At 68.6% G+C, this 14807-nt stretch carries 10 protein-coding genes and 5 pseudogenes; 6 read left to right on the top strand and 9 right to left on the bottom strand.

Translation table 11 applies throughout. From position 1 onward, the window contains the following. The first annotated feature begins 102 nt into the window (after positions 1–102). Positions 103–1611 (top strand): family 43 glycosylhydrolase, encoded by a 1509-nt coding sequence (locus tag OG272_RS21025; RefSeq protein WP_405894421.1) that lies wholly within the window; start codon positions 103–105, stop codon positions 1609–1611. Between the two features lie 41 nt (positions 1612–1652). Further along, positions 1653–3104 (top strand): family 43 glycosylhydrolase, encoded by a 1452-nt coding sequence (locus tag OG272_RS21020; protein WP_405894420.1) that lies wholly within the window; start codon positions 1653–1655, stop codon positions 3102–3104. Between the two features lie 16 nt (positions 3105–3120). On the opposite strand, the gene OG272_RS21015 is transcribed toward OG272_RS21020, so the two are convergent. Beyond that, complete coding sequence (locus tag OG272_RS21015) at positions 3121–3345, bottom strand: hypothetical protein (RefSeq protein WP_405894419.1); 225 nt, start codon at positions 3343–3345, stop codon at positions 3121–3123. Between the two features lie 130 nt (positions 3346–3475). Continuing rightward, positions 3476–4561: an IS110 family transposase gene (locus OG272_RS21010; RefSeq protein ID WP_405894418.1), complete on the bottom strand. Its 1086-nt coding sequence runs from the start codon at positions 4559–4561 to the stop codon at positions 3476–3478. A gap of 526 nt (positions 4562–5087) precedes the next feature. Between OG272_RS21010 and OG272_RS21005 the strand changes: the two are divergent. From OG272_RS21005 to OG272_RS20995, 3 genes and pseudogenes are all read left to right on the top strand, one after another. Further along, a pseudogene (locus tag OG272_RS21005) lies at positions 5088–6332 on the top strand (IS110 family transposase). A gap of 33 nt (positions 6333–6365) precedes the next feature. Then, positions 6366–6689 (top strand): hypothetical protein, encoded by a 324-nt coding sequence (locus tag OG272_RS21000; RefSeq protein WP_405894417.1) that lies wholly within the window; start codon positions 6366–6368, stop codon positions 6687–6689. 118 nt (positions 6690–6807) lie between these two features. Continuing rightward, positions 6808–7773 (top strand): ribosome-inactivating family protein, encoded by a 966-nt coding sequence (locus OG272_RS20995; RefSeq protein ID WP_405894415.1) that lies wholly within the window; start codon positions 6808–6810, stop codon positions 7771–7773. An 86-nt stretch (positions 7774–7859) separates the two neighbouring features. On the opposite strand, the pseudogene OG272_RS20990 reads toward OG272_RS20995, so the two are convergent. Beyond that, a pseudogene (locus OG272_RS20990) lies at positions 7860–8251 on the bottom strand (pyridoxal-phosphate dependent enzyme); the annotation flags it as partial. Between the two features lie 132 nt (positions 8252–8383). On the opposite strand from OG272_RS20990, the pseudogene OG272_RS20985 reads away from it, so the two are divergent. After that, positions 8384–8871, top strand: a pseudogene (locus OG272_RS20985) (transposase); the annotation flags it as partial. A gap of 9 nt (positions 8872–8880) precedes the next feature. On the opposite strand, the gene OG272_RS20980 reads toward OG272_RS20985, so the two are convergent. The 6 genes and pseudogenes from OG272_RS20980 to OG272_RS20955 form a co-directional block, all read right to left on the bottom strand. After that, positions 8881–9671, bottom strand: a protein-coding gene (locus OG272_RS20980) for an IS5 family transposase (protein WP_405896046.1) whose coding sequence is annotated in 2 segments (ribosomal slippage) — positions 8881–9341 and positions 9341–9671 — 792 coding nt in all. Because the reading frame shifts where the segments join, the coding sequence is not laid out codon by codon here. A gap of 353 nt (positions 9672–10024) precedes the next feature. Then, the gene (locus OG272_RS20975) at positions 10025–10204 is read right to left on the bottom strand and encodes a hypothetical protein (RefSeq protein ID WP_405896148.1); all 180 of its coding nucleotides are present in this window, start codon (positions 10202–10204) and stop codon (positions 10025–10027) included. Positions 10205–10300: 96 nt separating this feature from the next. Further along, positions 10301–10780: pseudogene (locus tag OG272_RS20970) on the bottom strand (IS5 family transposase); the annotation flags it as partial. A gap of 130 nt (positions 10781–10910) precedes the next feature. Continuing rightward, positions 10911–11363 (bottom strand): annotated as a pseudogene (locus OG272_RS20965) (transposase); the annotation flags it as partial. 25 nt (positions 11364–11388) lie between these two features. Continuing rightward, entirely contained in the window at positions 11389–13743 is a 2355-nt protein-coding gene (locus OG272_RS20960; RefSeq protein ID WP_405892062.1) for a tyrosine-type recombinase/integrase, read from the bottom strand. After that, the gene (locus OG272_RS20955) at positions 13737–14792 is read right to left on the bottom strand and encodes a tyrosine-type recombinase/integrase (RefSeq protein ID WP_405895966.1); all 1056 of its coding nucleotides are present in this window, start codon (positions 14790–14792) and stop codon (positions 13737–13739) included. Before OG272_RS20955 ends, OG272_RS20960 begins: the two co-directional genes overlap by 7 nt. Positions 14793–14807: the final 15 nt, after the last annotated feature.

Here is a 14807-nt window from a genome sequence, read left to right as displayed (position 1 = left end):
TGAAGCGCATGTGACGAAACCGTTGACGGAATCAGTGCCCCCGCTTATCTTCTGACCGAATTTGCGAACAAGGTTCGAAATTACGGACAGGGACGGTCCCGCATGCCAAAGATGTCAGAGCAGCCCCCCGCCAGACACCGCAGATCCCTGATCCTGTGCGTGCTCGCCGTACTGATCGCCATGGTGTCGGCGACGACCCCGGCCGCCGCCGCCGAAGGCCGCCCGTACACCAACCCGGTCAAGACGGCCAAGGGAGCCGACCCCTGGCTCGAGTACTACAACGGCAACTACTACCTGGTCACCACGTCCTTCACCGGTGTGCTGACCATGCGGAAGTCACCGACCCTGGCCGGGCTCTCCACCGCCCCCAGCGTCCAGATCTGGAGTGACACCACCTCCACCCGCAACACCAACATCTGGGCGCCCGAGATCCACTTCCTCGACGGCCACTGGTACCTGTACTACTCCGCCGGGCAGAGCGGAGTCGCCTGCTGCGACTCCCAGCGCACCCATGTCCTGGAGAGCGCGGGCACCGACCCTATGGGCCCGTACACCTACAAGAACCAGCTCAGCGGCTCCAACCTCACCCCCGGCGGCTGGCTCATCGACGCCACCGTCCTCCAGAACAACAACAACCTGTACCTGATCGGCAGCGGCTTCATCAACGGCAGCACGCAGAGCCTGGTCATCGCGCCGATGAGCAACCCCTACACGCTGGCCAGCAACACCTTCACCATCATCTCCAGCCCCACCGCGAGCTGGGAGACCTCGGGCGGCCCGGTCAACGAGGGCCCCGAACCGCTCTACCACAACGGCCGCACCTTCCTCACCTTCTCCGCCAGCCACTGCACCACCGCGGACTACAAGCTGGGCCAGCTGGAACTGACCGGCACCGACCCGCTGAACCCCGCCTCCTGGACGAAGAAGTCCACACCGGTCTTCCAGCGCGATGACGCAGCAGGCGTCTACGGCCCCGGCCACAACGGCTTCTTCAGCTCGCCGGACGGCACCGAGAACTGGATCGTCTACCACGCCAACAACACCGCGACCGGCGGCTGCGGCAACGCCCGTACCACGCGGGCGCAGAAGTTCACCTGGAACGCGGACGGCACGCCGAACTTCGGCACCCCGGTCGCGCTCGGCACGACGCTGCCCGGCCCCGCGGGCGAGACGGCGACGACCCCGACCGCGTACACACTCGTGAACCGCAACAGCGGCAAGTGCCTGGACGTCGAGGGCGGCAACACCCAGGACGGCACCAACATCTTCCAGTGGACCTGCACCGGCGGCGCCAACCAGAAGTGGCGCGTCGAGGACCTCGGCAACGACACCAGCCGGCTGGTCAACGTCGCCACCGGCAAGGTCATGGACACCGCGAACTGCACGACGCACGACGGCACGGACATCGCCCAGTGGTCCTGGCTGAACAACAACTGCCAGAAGTTCCGTCTGGTCTACACGGCCACCGGGGACTACGTGCGGATCGTGAACGAGAACAGCGGCAAGGTCGCCGACGTCGCGAACTGCGGCACCCTGAACGGGACCGACGTACGGCTGTGGACCTGGCTGAACAACAACTGCCAGCAGTGGCGCCTCGTCCCCACGACCTGACTTCCCTTCGCATCCCCGCATCCGCAATCTGGAGCAACCCCTTGAGACGCAACGCCGTACGGCTGCTCACGGCAGTCCTCTTCGCCCTGGTGGGCTGTCTCGCCGGGCCCGGCACCACCGCCCACGCGGCCGTTCCCGCCTCCCCCGCCGTGACCTACACCAACCCGCTCGCCGAGAAGCGCGCCGACCCGCACATCTTCAAGCACACCGACGGCTACTACTACTTCACCGCGACCGTGCCCGCGTACGACAAGATCGTGCTGCGCCGGGCGACCACCATCCAGGGTCTGTCGACGGCCCCCGAGACCACGATCTGGACCAAGCACGCCAGCGGTGTGATGGGCGCCAACATCTGGGCACCGGAGATCCACTACATCGGCGGCAAGTGGTACGTGTACTTCGCCGCGGGCTCCACCAGTGACCAGTGGGCGATCCGGATGTACGTTCTGGAGGGCACCGGAGCCAACCCGCTCACCGCGACCTGGGCCGAGAAGGGCCAGATCAGGACGACGTGGGAGAGCTTCTCCCTCGACGCCACCACCTTCGTCGTGGGCGGTGTCCGCTACCTCGCCTGGGCTCAGCGCAACCCGGCCGAGAACAACAACACCAGCCTGTTCATCGCCAAGATGTCCGACCCCTGGACGATCACCGGCACTCCGGCGGAGATCTCCCAGCCGACGCTGTCCTGGGAGACGATCGGCTTCAAGGTCAACGAGGGCCCGGCGGTGATCGAGCACGGCGGCAAGGTCTTCATGACCTACTCGGCCAGCGCGACCGACGCCAACTACTGCCTCGGCATGCTCACCGCCTCCGCGACGGCCGACCTGACCAACCCGGCGTCCTGGACCAAGGGTTCCCAGCCGGTGTTCAAGTCCAGCGACGCGACCTCGCAGTACGGGCCGGGCCACAACTCCTTCACCGTCTCCGAGGACGGCAAGTCCGACATCCTCGTCTACCACGACCGCAGCTACAAGGACATCACCGGCGACCCGCTGAACGACCCCAACCGCCGCACCCGCGTCCAGAAGGTGTACTGGAAGGCCGACGGCACCCCCGACTTCGGCATCCCGGTCGCCGACGGGATCACCCCGCAGCGCTTCTCGTCGTACAACTTCGCGGACCGCTTCATCCGCCACTTCGACTACCGGGGCCGCATCGACGCCAACGTCAGCCCGCTCGCGGACTCGCAGTTCCGCGTGGTCACCGGCCTGACCGGCAGCGGCACCGTGTCACTGGAGTCGACCAACTTCCCCGGCTACTACCTGCGGAGCAACGCGAGCTTCGAGGTCCGGCTGGAGAAGAACGACGGCACGGCACAGTTCGCGTCCGACGCTACCTTCTACCAGCGGGCGGGTCTGTCCGACTCGGCCGGCATCTCCTACGAGTCGTACGGATCCCCCGGTCGTTACGTCCGCCACTACACCTACCTGTTGTACGTGCAGACGCCGAGCACGGCCACGGACCGGGCGGACGCCACGTTCTACGCCCAGTAACACCTGCGGACGGCTCTCACCGGAGACGCGGACCGGCGTCGTAGGCAGCCTCGCCGGGGCGCTCGTCGACCGAGACGCAGCCCTGGGGCGGGCCGTTCAGTACCGCGCGCACTGCGGTCAGGACGTCCGGGGCCACATGGCCGGCCCCCGCCGTCTCCTCCGGCCGGGTCCGGCCGGAGGAGACGGCGGGGGCCGTGGCCGCCCGCCCGGCGGGCGGCTTCGACGTGCGCGCCGAGGTCACTGACGACCACGCACTCCGACGGGGCCGTGCACACCCGTGCGACCGCCAGAGGATCAGCCCCGGCTCGGGCACCCGGCAGTGGCAGCCGTCGTCGGGAGCGTGCGGACACCCCCGAGGCTGCTATGTCGTGTCAAGCCGCTTGAGCGAGTTCTTCGACGTTTCCAAGTCGGTTCCGGTCGACGCGCTCAAGGATCTTGAAGATCTGGCGGCAGACCACCCGCTTGAGGCATCGCTGCGCGTCACGGGAGGTCTTCCCTTCGGCGATCTTGCGTGCGACGTACGTCTTCGTAGGGGGATCGAGCCGCATCCGGATCAAGGTGATCGTGTGCATGGCCCGGTTGAGCTGCCGGTCGCCGCTACGGTTGAGACGGTGACGGTTGGTCAGCCCGGATGAGGCAGGGATCGGCGAGACACCGGCGAAGGAGGCGAAGGCGGCTTCCGAGCGGAATCGTCCCTGATGAGACCAGCTGACCAAGATTTGGGCGGCGGTGATCGGTCCGACTCCGAGCAGGTCGAGAAGCTCGGGAGCCTGCTGCCGCACCAGGGTGAGGATCTCGTTTTCGAGTTCCTTGGCCTCGGCCTGCAGGGCCTGGACGCGCTGGGCCGTGGACCGCATGGCCCGCACCGTCATTCGGTGCTCGAGGTCCTGGGACGGGCGGTCACGGAACTGAGCGCAGTAGGCGATCTGGGCGGGGCGCTTGAGCTTCCGCAGCTCGGCCCGGAGGTCGTCCGGCGCGGAGACGATCAGGGCTTTGAGCTGGTTGATCGCGGCGGTGGAAGCGAGGACCGCGCCGTGACGGGTGGCAAGCAGCACCCGCAGTGCCTCGCGTTCGCCGCGAAGGCGGGGCTGGATCAGATGCTCGGTGGCCAGGGCCTCTTTGGCGGCCCGGATGGCGTCGAGCATGTCGGTCTTGCGGCCTCCGCGGTTGGCGGCTCGTTTCGGGCGGCAGACCTCGACGACCTGCTCGCCGGCCTGATCCAGGAAGACCGCGAGGCCGGCGCCGTAGCTGCCGATACCTTCCAGGGCCCAGCAGCAGCGGCGGCCGGGAACCTGCTGGCGGGCGAAGTCCAGCAGTCGCCGGTAGCCGCGGGCGTTGGCCGGGGAATCGGTACTGGCCAGAACGGCGCCGATGGGGCTGACGGCGGCTGCGGCGAGGGTGTCGCGGTGGGTGTCGACGCCGATGACGCCATCGACTTGTTCTGCGAGCATGGTCATGCGGTTGCTCTCCTCCGGACGGACGGACGGCCGTGACGGCGTCGGCCTGGGTGGAGTCACCACGTGGCGGAACTGTGATGAGTCACGCCGGAAGGCGGACAAGCTGCTGATCAAGCCAACGGGTGGGCCGGGCCGACGCCCGCGTCCGGCAGACATCTCGGGGGAACGGCAGTCCCTGACGGGACGCCAGTTATGTTGCGAGTCATGCCGGATCACGAGCGTCGAGCCTGGCAGCAACCCATCCCGGGCCGCAGAAGAACTCTCACAGTTATGTTTTCCGCGGCTCCGCAACGGGGCCGCTGGCCTCTGGGCGCGGCATGACTGTTGCCCCCTGTCGAAGGCATGACCTGGGGGGTGGTGTCACCGGGCCCGGGAGGTGCCGTCGGAGACGCTGATCAGAGGTCCGGCCACCACCCGGTCCGGCGCAACGCCGGACAGCTCGCGGATGGCAGGTCTGCATAACGTGGATGCGCGCGTACGACACCGCTGCCGAGGCCGGAACGTTCAACACCCTGGGAAGGGCGCGATGTTCGACACCGCAGACGTGGGCGTGTTCCTCGGCCTGGACGTCGGCAAGAGTGCCCATCACGGCCACGGGCTCACCCCGGCCGGCAAGAAGGTCCTCGACAAGCAGCTGCCCAACAGCGAGCCGAAACTGCGGGCCGTCTTCGACAAGCTCACCGCCAAGTTCGGCACCGTCCTGGTGATCGTGGACCAGCCCGCCTCCTTCGGCGCCCTGCCCCTCACCGTCGCCCGCGACGCGGGCTGCAAGGTCGCCTACCTGCCCGGACTCGCGATGCGACGGATCGCCGACCTCTACCCCGGCGAGGCCAAGGCCGACGCCAAGGACGCCGCGGTTATCGCGGACGCCGCCCGCACCCTGCCCCACGCGTTGCGCTCGCTGGAACTCACCGACGAGATCACCGCAGAACTGACCGTGCTCGTGGGCTTCGACCAGGACCTCGCCGCCGAGGCCACCCGCGCCTCCAACCGGATACGCGGCCTGCTCACCCAGTTCCACCCGTGGAACGCGTCCTGGGCCCGCGTCTGGACCACCCGGCCGTCACCTGGCTGCTGGAACGCTACGGCTCCCCGGCCGCGCTGCGCAAAGCCGGCCGCCGCAGGCTCGTCGAGCTCATCCGGCCCAAGGCCCCGCGCATGGCCGCCCGGCTGATCGACGACGTCTTCGACGCGTTGGACGAACAGACCGTCGTGGTCCCGGGGGACCGGCACCCTCGACATCGTCGTGCCCTCCCTGGCCCGCTCGCTCGCCGCGGTCCACGAACAGCGCCGGGCCCTGGAAGCCCAGATCAACGCCCTGCTGGAGGCCCACCCTCTTTCCAACGTCCTGACCTCGATGCCCGGCGTCGGCGTCAGGACCGCCGCCGTCCTGCTGGTCACCGTCGGCGACGGCACCAGCTTCTCCACCGCCGCCCACCTCGCCTCCTACGCCGGACTCGCCCCGACCACGAAGTCGTCCGGAACGTCGATCCACGGCGAACACGCCCCCAGAGGCGGCAACCGGCAGCTCAAACGCGCGATGTTCCTGTCCGCGTTCACCGCCCTGCACGATCCGGCCTCCCGTGCCTACTACGACAAACAACGCGACCGCAAGAAGACCCACACCCAGGCCCTCCTCCGCCTCGCCCGCCACCGCATCAGTGTCCTGTTCGCGATGCTCCGCGACGGCACCTTCTACGAATCCCGCGCCCCCGAAGCAGTCGCCGCACGACCTGCACATTCAGGAACAAGGCAGACACGGCAGGGTTGACGAAGGGCATAGAGGCCCCGCCTACTACGCGCCGTGGGGCAATCTCGTCATCTTCCCTCACCGGACCGCGAGATCCACACCGGCAAGGTCGCTTCGTCGCCGACATGGCCTCCGGCACCGGCGTCGGCGGCCGCGCACCGGATGGTCGAGCTGTCGGCACGGGTGAACGCCCAGTGTGAACGGGAGGCGCGGAGCGAGGACGGCTTCGGCGCGCAGATCCGGGCCGCCGCCGACCGTGGCGATCCGACCTACCAGCCGACGCATTTGGTGGTGTGTTCCCTGCTCACGGTCGGCGTCGACACTGCCGGGCGCGTCGTGCCCGGACATCCCGAAATCTTAGGGATTACGCACCGGTAGGGATATTTGACCCTAGTGAACCTTTGAGGTCTCTGTGAAAAGTGAGGCGTACAGAAGCCTCCTGCCCGACAGGGCCCTGGCCTACAGGGACGGGCATGCAGAGAAGGGCCACACGCAGATGAGCTCGGTCTCCGATCCAGCCACGCCGCCGAGGGCGGGCCGCCGCGGGCACAAGCGCGGCTCCCGGTGGTTCAAGGGGAAGTTCCTGGTCGTCTTCCTCGCCGTCGCCACCCTGCTGGGCGGCGCCGCCGCGGTAATCCCCCAGCTCCAGGAGAAGGCCAGTGCGGCCAACGACGGCAACGACATCACCTGGGACATCGGCAACGGAAACGCCGGCGCGTCCCGCTACACCGCCATGCTGGAGGCGGTGCGGCAGCGCGCGTCGCAGGGCCGGTTCGTGCTCGACAGGACGCACCGCACCCGCCCCGACGCCATCGATGACTTCTTCAGCGTCGACATCAGCGTGCAGGACGAGGGAACGAGCACCCCGAACCGGATCCGGGTGCACATCCGCGCCAGCGACCTGTTCGTCGTCGGCTGGCTCAACCAGAACGAAGCCATCTACAACCGGCTCGAGACCAAACCTCCCGCCCTCCTGGACTGTGCACCGAATGGTGGGGCCTGCACGCCGACCACGCTGAACGACACCACCTTCAACGGCAGCTACGTCTCTCTGGAGCGCCAGGTCGGCGACCGCGCGAACATCCCGCTCTCTCCCAACTCGGTCCGGCAGGCGGTCCGCGACCTGTCCAGGAGCGGGTCCACCATTGCCCAGCAGGCCCGCGGCATGATCGTTCTCATCCAGGTGATCTCCGAGGCCGCCCGGTTCCGCCCGATCGAGGAGCTGGTCCGCAACACCTTCACCACCGAGGCGGCGACTCCGACGCCGGCCATCGTGGAGCTCGAGAACAGCTGGGACCCCATGTCCGAGATCGCCAACCGGCATGTCAACAACCCCAACGACGAGGTCATCAACACACTCATGCGCACGCACGCGGGCGTCCTGGGTGATCTCGGGATAACCGATTCCCGGGGCGTGGCCGTCGCGCTGCTCGGGATAGCGATTACCGTATCCATCCCCTAGCGACGACCCGGGCGACCGGCAGATCGACGACATACCGGTGCCGAGCGGCCGGGCCGCACGCGATGTGCGCGCCCGGCCGCTCGGTCATATGAACGGAGCCTGGCGACCTTCATCGCCGGAGTCGTCTCGGGCACGAAGACGGTGGCCGGGCCGCCCTGCTGCCGGGCGGCCCACGCCCAGGCTGGTCCGGCGTTGCCGCCCGCCAGTCCGGCGACGCCGGCACCCTCCCCGAGGCAATGTCACCCCCTGCCTCGGGGAGGGTGCCGGCGTCGCGGTGGGCCTGGATGAAGTTCTGCGCGCCGCGAGCCTTGAAACTGCCGGTGTGCTGCATGTACTCCAGCGCCGGCCAGACCTGGCACGACTCCGGTTCGTGGCCGTCGAGCGCGTCGCGGTGGGCGGTACGGACGGCGCCGGGGTCGACCGGGGCGAGGGTGACGGCGCGGACCCGTCCGGCGATCCGTTCGGCGGCGGCCTTGATGTCGCCGTACGTGAGCTGTCCATCAGATGTGCTACCGCACGGCGTTGGCCGGGCAGTACGAGGGTGACGACTCTGCCGGACTCACCGTCGCGAGCGGTACGGCCACCTCGGAGCACGTAGTCCTTGTGGTCGCCGGGCGGATCCACGTTGACCACGAGATCGAGGCACACCCAGCGCCAGGCCACCGGGACCGAGATCGCCGCCCTGCTGGAGGCCCTCCCTCTTTTCCACCTCCTGACGTCGCTGCCCGGCATGGACGCCAGGACCACGGACGCCGTGATCGTCGCCACCGGCGACGGCACCGACTTCCCCACCGCCGGACACCGCGCCTCCTACGCCGGACTCGCCCCCCCCACAACGAAGTCCTCGGGCACCTCCGTCCGCGGCGAACATGCACCCCACCGCGGCAGCCGGCTCCTCAAACGCGCCCTATTCCGGGCCGCGCTCGCCACGATCGGCTGCAAGAGTGACCCCGCCTCCCGGATCTACTACGACCGCCAACGAGAGCGTGGCAAAATACCCGGGCGATCCTCCGGCTCGCCCGGCACCGCGTGAACGTCGTCCACGCGGTGATCCGCAACGGCCCCCGCTACGAACCCCGCACCCTCGACCTCGCCGCCTTAGAGGTCCTAACAAAGGCGTTGGACGTGGCGGTGGGTGATCAGACAGGTGGCGAGGCCGAGGAAGGCTTCGTGGATGTCGTCGCGTCGTTCCCAGCGGATGCGCAGTCGGCGGAAGCCGTGCAGCCAGGCGATCGTCCGCTCGACCACGTAACGGAAGATGCCCAGGCCGGAGCCGTGTGGCTGGCCTCGTTCGGCGATGACGGGGCGGATGCCGCGTTGCCACAGCAGGCGCCGGTACTTGTCGTGGTCGTAGCCGCGGTCTGCGAGGAGCGCGTCGGGTCGGCGTCTGGGCCGGCCGACGACGCCGGCCACGGCCGGAACCTTGTCCAGCAGGGGCAGCAACTGCGTGACGTCGTTGCGGTTCCCGCCGGTCAGCGACACTGCGAGCGGGATGCCCTGTGCGTCGGTGAGGACGTGGTGCTTGCTGCCCGGACGTGCGCGGTCGACCGGGCTGGGCCCGCTTTTGGGCCGCGCCGTGCCGCCCGGACGTGGGAGGAGTCGATCACCGCCCGCGACCAGTCCAGCTTCTTCGCGGCCCGCAACCTCCTCAGCAGCACCACGTGCAGCTTCTCCCAGACCCCGGCCTCGTTCCACGCGGCCAGACGCCGCCAGCACGTCATGCCGGAACCGAAGCCCAGCTCCTGGGGCAGGTACTCCCACTGGATGCCGGTGTGCAGCACGAACAGAATCCCGCACAACGCCTGCCGGTCCGGGACCCGCGGCCGGCCCTCCACCAGCTTCGGCCCCGGTTCGGGCAGCAACGGCTCGATGAGCGACCACAGTTCATCCGACACGATCCACGGCCGCGACTGACGTTTCCCCACGGCCAGACCAACGACCACCCGCGCCGAAAGTCACATGATCAACAACTTCTGTTAGGACCTCTTACACACCCACCCAACCTTGCCCGATCCATCACGCCCGCGCACCGGCACGGCCGCCCTCGCCATGCCGGCCCTCACACTGCCCGCCAGGCATCCGATCCGCCGGGAACATCCTGCTTCCCGGACTCTTCCCGAGAACCAGACCAAACCACTCTGAACAACCTCCATCGGGGTTGACGAAACAGATAGAGGCACCCCCACGTCGAACGGGCCGAGCAGGTCGTCGACCCGCCGGTCGACACGGCGGACCTCGGCGTCGGTGAGCACTATGCGCGCCACACCGGACTGTTCGGTGACGAACTCGGTGCCGATGCCGTGCAGCCGCAGCAGATCGACCGCCTCACGGGCCCGGCGATGGGCCGGACGCGGTCGGGGGCGGCGTTGTCCGGGACGTCCTCCACGAGGGTGCCGTCACGTTCGAACAGCACGGCCTTGACGCGGCTCACGGCGCCACCTCCTCGCTCACGATTCACCCGGCCTTGGGGCAAGGCCCGGGTCAAGGCCCGTTCGAACTGCGGCGAGTCTCCACGCTGCCCTGCCGCACCACGATCGACAAGGGCTTCTGACCTTGCTCGACAGCCAAGTGCAGCTTGGTGGTGAACCCGCCGCGCGACCGTCCCAGCCCGTGATCGACCGGCTCGGTGAACACGCCCCGGTGGTTCCTTCTGCAGGTCGCCTTGCTTGCGGGCCCCGGCCGCATGCTGATGGGCGCGACAGACCGTGGAGTCGACGCTCAGGTCCCATACGATCGCACCCACCGCATCGGCCAAGGACTGGAGCCGGGTCAGGATCCGGTGCCAGGTACCGTTCCGCTGCCACTGGCGGAACAGGTCGTAAACCCGGCCCCACGGCCCGTACTCGACGGGCACGTCCCGCCACGGAACACCGGTACGAACCCGGAACCGTATGCCGTCGATCAGCCGCCGCCGAGACCAGACGGGCGGCCGCCCTGCCCTGGCACCCTTCGGCAACAACAGCTCCAGCACCGCCCACTGCTCGTCCCTAAGATCTCCCCGCCCCATGAACCGTGATCATTCGCAGCCCAAAATCCACTTTCGATACACGGCCTGGTATGCATTTCTTGATGCGTCAAGTAGAGCGCGATCAGGAGGCATCAACATACGGGCCTTGACCCGGAATCTTGGACACGGGCTATGCGGCTGGGGCCAGGGTAGTTGATGTTGTTTGGAGTGCTGTCTCGTAGGTGATGGGGCTGCGTTGTCCGAGGCTGGAGTGTCGGCGTCGGGTGTTGTAGCGGTGCAGCCAGCGGAACAGGTCGAGGCGGGCTTCGTGCTCGTCGGCCCAGGCCCTGCGGCCCTGGAGGGTCTCCCGCTTGCAGGTGGCGTTGAAGGACTCGGCGAGCGCGTTGTCCGCCGAACTGCCGACGGCGCTCATGCTCTGGATCACGCCCGCCCGGCGGCAGGCGTCGGCGAACGCTCTGCTCGTGTACTGGGCCCCGTGATCGGTGTGCATGACAGCGCCGGCGAGGCTGCCGCGGCACCGCTCGGCGGCGGCCAGCGCGTCGATGACGAGGTCGGCGCGCATGTGGCCGGCGATCGCCCAGCCGGCCAGGCGCCGGGAGGCGAGGTCGATGACCGTGGCCATTCTGTGGAATCTGTGACCTGCGACTTCAGTTCTGGGAGCTTTGCCGGACTTCGATGATCGGTAGCAGTTGGGCGGTGATGGGTCCGCTCAGCTCGCGGGGGCTCGGGCCGGCGGGTGTGGGGGTGTCGGCGAGCCGGTCGAGGAGGGAGTCGAGGGCTGCCTGGCCGTCGTCGACGGCGGCGCGTTCGTCATCGGTGAGCGGGATGGAGACGAGTATCCGCTGCAAGTTGGCTTTGGCTTCCAGGAGTTGAGCCCGGCTGGAGTCCTTGGGCGTGTAGAAGTCACAGCGTGCGCAGGCCATGCGGTGCTGGCACTGCTCGAAGAAGCTGTAGGTGCAGTAGCCGTGGCCGAGATCGTAGTGCTGCCAGGGCTCGCCGCCTGCGGCGGCGCCCGAGGCGACCGCGTCGCGGTCGACGAGGACCTCGATGGTCCGCAGGTTCCGGGAGAAGTATCCGGCCTCGGTGTATGCCCTGGTCAGCGTGTTCGGTGTGATCTTCGCGTAATGCTGGGTGCTGGTCGGGCTGCGGTGCCCGAGCCATGCCTGCAGTTCGAAGAGCGTCATCGGCTCCTTGGCGTTGTAGAGCTGGCTGGCGATGGTGGAGCGTGCCCGGTGACTGGTGATGTTGCCGCGGACGTCGGCGGTGGGCACTCCGGCCTTCTCGCAGAGCGAGGGGATCAGGGTGCGGTTGATGTAGTTCTTCGCGACGGGGTGGGCCCGGACGGAGAAGAGCAGGTCAACGCGCTCGTTGGTCTTGGCGTCGAGGCGCTTGGGCTGGGTGGGCCGCTGGGCCTGCCAGGCTTCGATGGCCTGGCCGACGATCGGGTCGACGGGCTTGGTGAACGCCGTACTGGTCTTGTTCACGGGGACATCGAGGAGGCAGACAGCCTGTTCGGCCAGGACCTCACGGGAGGCACCGTCGATGGGGTGTCCGTCGTGCTGCCAGCGGACGCAGCCGACCCGGAGCCGGGAGATCTCGTCGCTGCGCAGGCCGGAGAAGAGCCAGGTCAGAGCGAGAGCGCGGATCAGTTCCAGGGGGTAGTAGCTGCCCGCTGAGGTGCCGGGGAGGTCGCTGGCCTGGAGGTTGAGTCCGGCCCACAGCAGTTTCGCCCAGACCTCGTCGGCGATGACGCGAGGGTCGGTGGAGATCAGGGCGGCGATCGTGCGGGGCACCGCCAGGGCTCGGTTCGTGTCGAAACGCCTGGGGATCCATTCCCATTCCTGCAGGTCGCGCAGGAACGTGCGGGTGCCCATCAGGATGTGGGATTTGGTGCGTGGGGCGATCGGGTCGCCGAGACGCTCGTGGAGGTGGTCGGTGCGCTGGACGTAGTCTCCGACGGCCATCTTGTCGACTGCGGCGACCCAGTTCGCGCAGGTCGACCGCGTCCAGTGGGCCGGATCGACGGCGTCGGGATGTTCGGCAGCCAGCCAGCGGCCGGTCTTGGCCATGTTCGTACGGATGTTGTTGCGAACGGCCGTGGTGAGCGTGGAGGTGTCGTACCAGCGTTGCAGATAGCCGGCCCACGGCTCGGGCACTCCGGCCAGGCCCGGAGCGTGGTTGAAGCCGGGTCGGACCGGGACCCGGCAGTGCCCGAGATCGGCCAGGACCTTCTGCAGTGCGTAGAACCCGGAGGCATAGCGGGGGCCGGTGGCCGGGTGGGCCTGCAGGCGGGCGAACGCCTCGGTGGTCAAGTCCTCGAGGCGGGGGCTGCGGTTGATCAGCAGCGCCTGGGCCAGCACTCCGGGCAGCCGGTAGCGGCCATCCTCGCGGCTCTGGCTGCGGTAGCCCCAGCCCTCCGAGACCTTCGCGACCTCGGCCATCGCCGTCTGCAGCATCTGTGGCCCGAACAGCAGCTCGGCCAGGTAGAACCGGTTGAAGTAGCCCAGGTGCTGGTAGTCGGTGAAGCCGCCGAGGAGATGGGCCAGGGCGATCAGGAACGGGCGGGTTGCGGTGTCCGTCGGCAGTGGCTGGGCTGTGCGGAACGCGGTACTGCCGGTGGAACACAGCCCGGCCCAGTCCCAGGGCGTCCACCCCCACCAAGAACGGTCCAGGGTGCGGCAGTTGGCCAGTACGATCGCCACGGCCTGGGCTCCGGCCCGGCGGTGGCTGACCTCACCGTCGTGGTGCAGGACGCCGCGGGCCTGGTCGAGAGGGTCCACCAGCCGGGTCAGGGCCCTCCAGTGCACGGCGGTCCGACGCGGAATCCCGCCGTGAGCCCGCTGCCGGCGCAAGGCCCGCAGGTCCATGGCCGCCAGCGCATCCCGCTCCCGGCCGAGCAGCTGCGGACGGCAGTCGAAGCCGTCCAGCGCGAACACCCTCAGCCGCTGCGTCCCCACCTCGGGTGTCGAGATCAGCGGCCTGACCTGGGACGGGATCACCACGGGGACCTTCCCGCAGTGGTGAGTGTCTCGACCCGCCAGGCGTGCAGATGCGACATCGAGGCGTTCAGTCGGGCGGAGAGCTCCCGGCCCGAGAGGTGGATGTAACGCAGGGTCGACTCGGTGCTGCGATGTCCGGCGAACGAGGCGATCGCGTGCACCTCCCAGCCCATCCGGGCCAGATCCGTCAGACACAGGTGCCGCGTGGTGTGCGTGGAAAACCGTGTCACCTCCGCGGTGAGCGCGATCCGGCGTACGACCTTGGACCACGTCCACAAGGTCAGTGGCTGGGCCGCGTTGCGCCGCGACTCCGACAGGAACAACGGCCCCCGCGCCCGCGACAACGAAGCACGGTGCCGCAGATACTCGCCGAGCAGCACGCCGGTGGACGCCGAGTAGGGCACCACCCGTTCCTGACGCGTCTTGGTCGTTTCCGCCCGCACCCGCAGTGTGCGGTGGGCCGGATCGATGTCGTCGGTCCGCAGCGAGCACAACTCCTCGCGGCGAAGCGCCGAGTCGTAGGCGAGAGCCAGCATCAGCCGGTTGCGCACCGGCTCGGCCCGGAAGACCTCCAAGATCCGCAACCACTCGTCCTCCGACGGGATCCAGGGCAGCTTCACCATCCGCGGCACCAGCCCCCGCGCCGTCCCGCCACCGGTCCGGCCGGGGGTGTAGCGGCCGCGGCCCACCGGATTCGACTCCCGCACGCCCTCCTCGACGAGGAAGTCAAAGAACAGCCGCACCGGCACGAGCCGCTGCTGCAGGGTGGCGTTGGACAGGCCCGCTCCCGAGTCCAGGGCCAGAACGTTCGCACCACCGCGACTCGGTCGTGTCCTCAACTCCCGTACGAACGCGGCAACATGGACGCGACTGGCCGCCTCCGGGGCGATCCCCTCCCGCTCACAGACCAGCAGGAACTCACCCAGTCCCCGGGCATAGGCGTCGATCGTCCGAGGCGCCCGCCCCAGATCCGACCAGATCTGCAGCCACTCGGCCGCCCGCTCATGCCGCCCCAGGACCGGCCACTTCTCCGACAACACCGTCACGGACACGTTCAACGCGACACT

Source organism: Streptomyces sp. NBC_00104, from assembly GCF_045160825.1.
Lineage (GTDB): Bacteria > Actinomycetota > Actinomycetes > Streptomycetales > Streptomycetaceae > Streptomyces.
The sequence above is the reverse complement of the archived record's forward strand: the minus strand, read 5'-3'. Positions and strand labels throughout refer to the sequence as shown.

Bases quoted from the DNA above. Each gene is read 5' to 3' on its own strand.
- OG272_RS21010 (WP_405894418.1), bottom strand. From the start codon at position 4,561: ATGACCATGCTCGCAGAACAAGTCGATGGCGTCATCGGCGTCGACACC.
- OG272_RS21025 (WP_405894421.1), top strand. From the start codon at position 103: ATGCCAAAGATGTCAGAGCAGCCCCCCGCCAGACACCGCAGATCCCTG.
- OG272_RS20995 (WP_405894415.1), top strand. From the start codon at position 6,808: ATGAGCTCGGTCTCCGATCCAGCCACGCCGCCGAGGGCGGGCCGCCGC.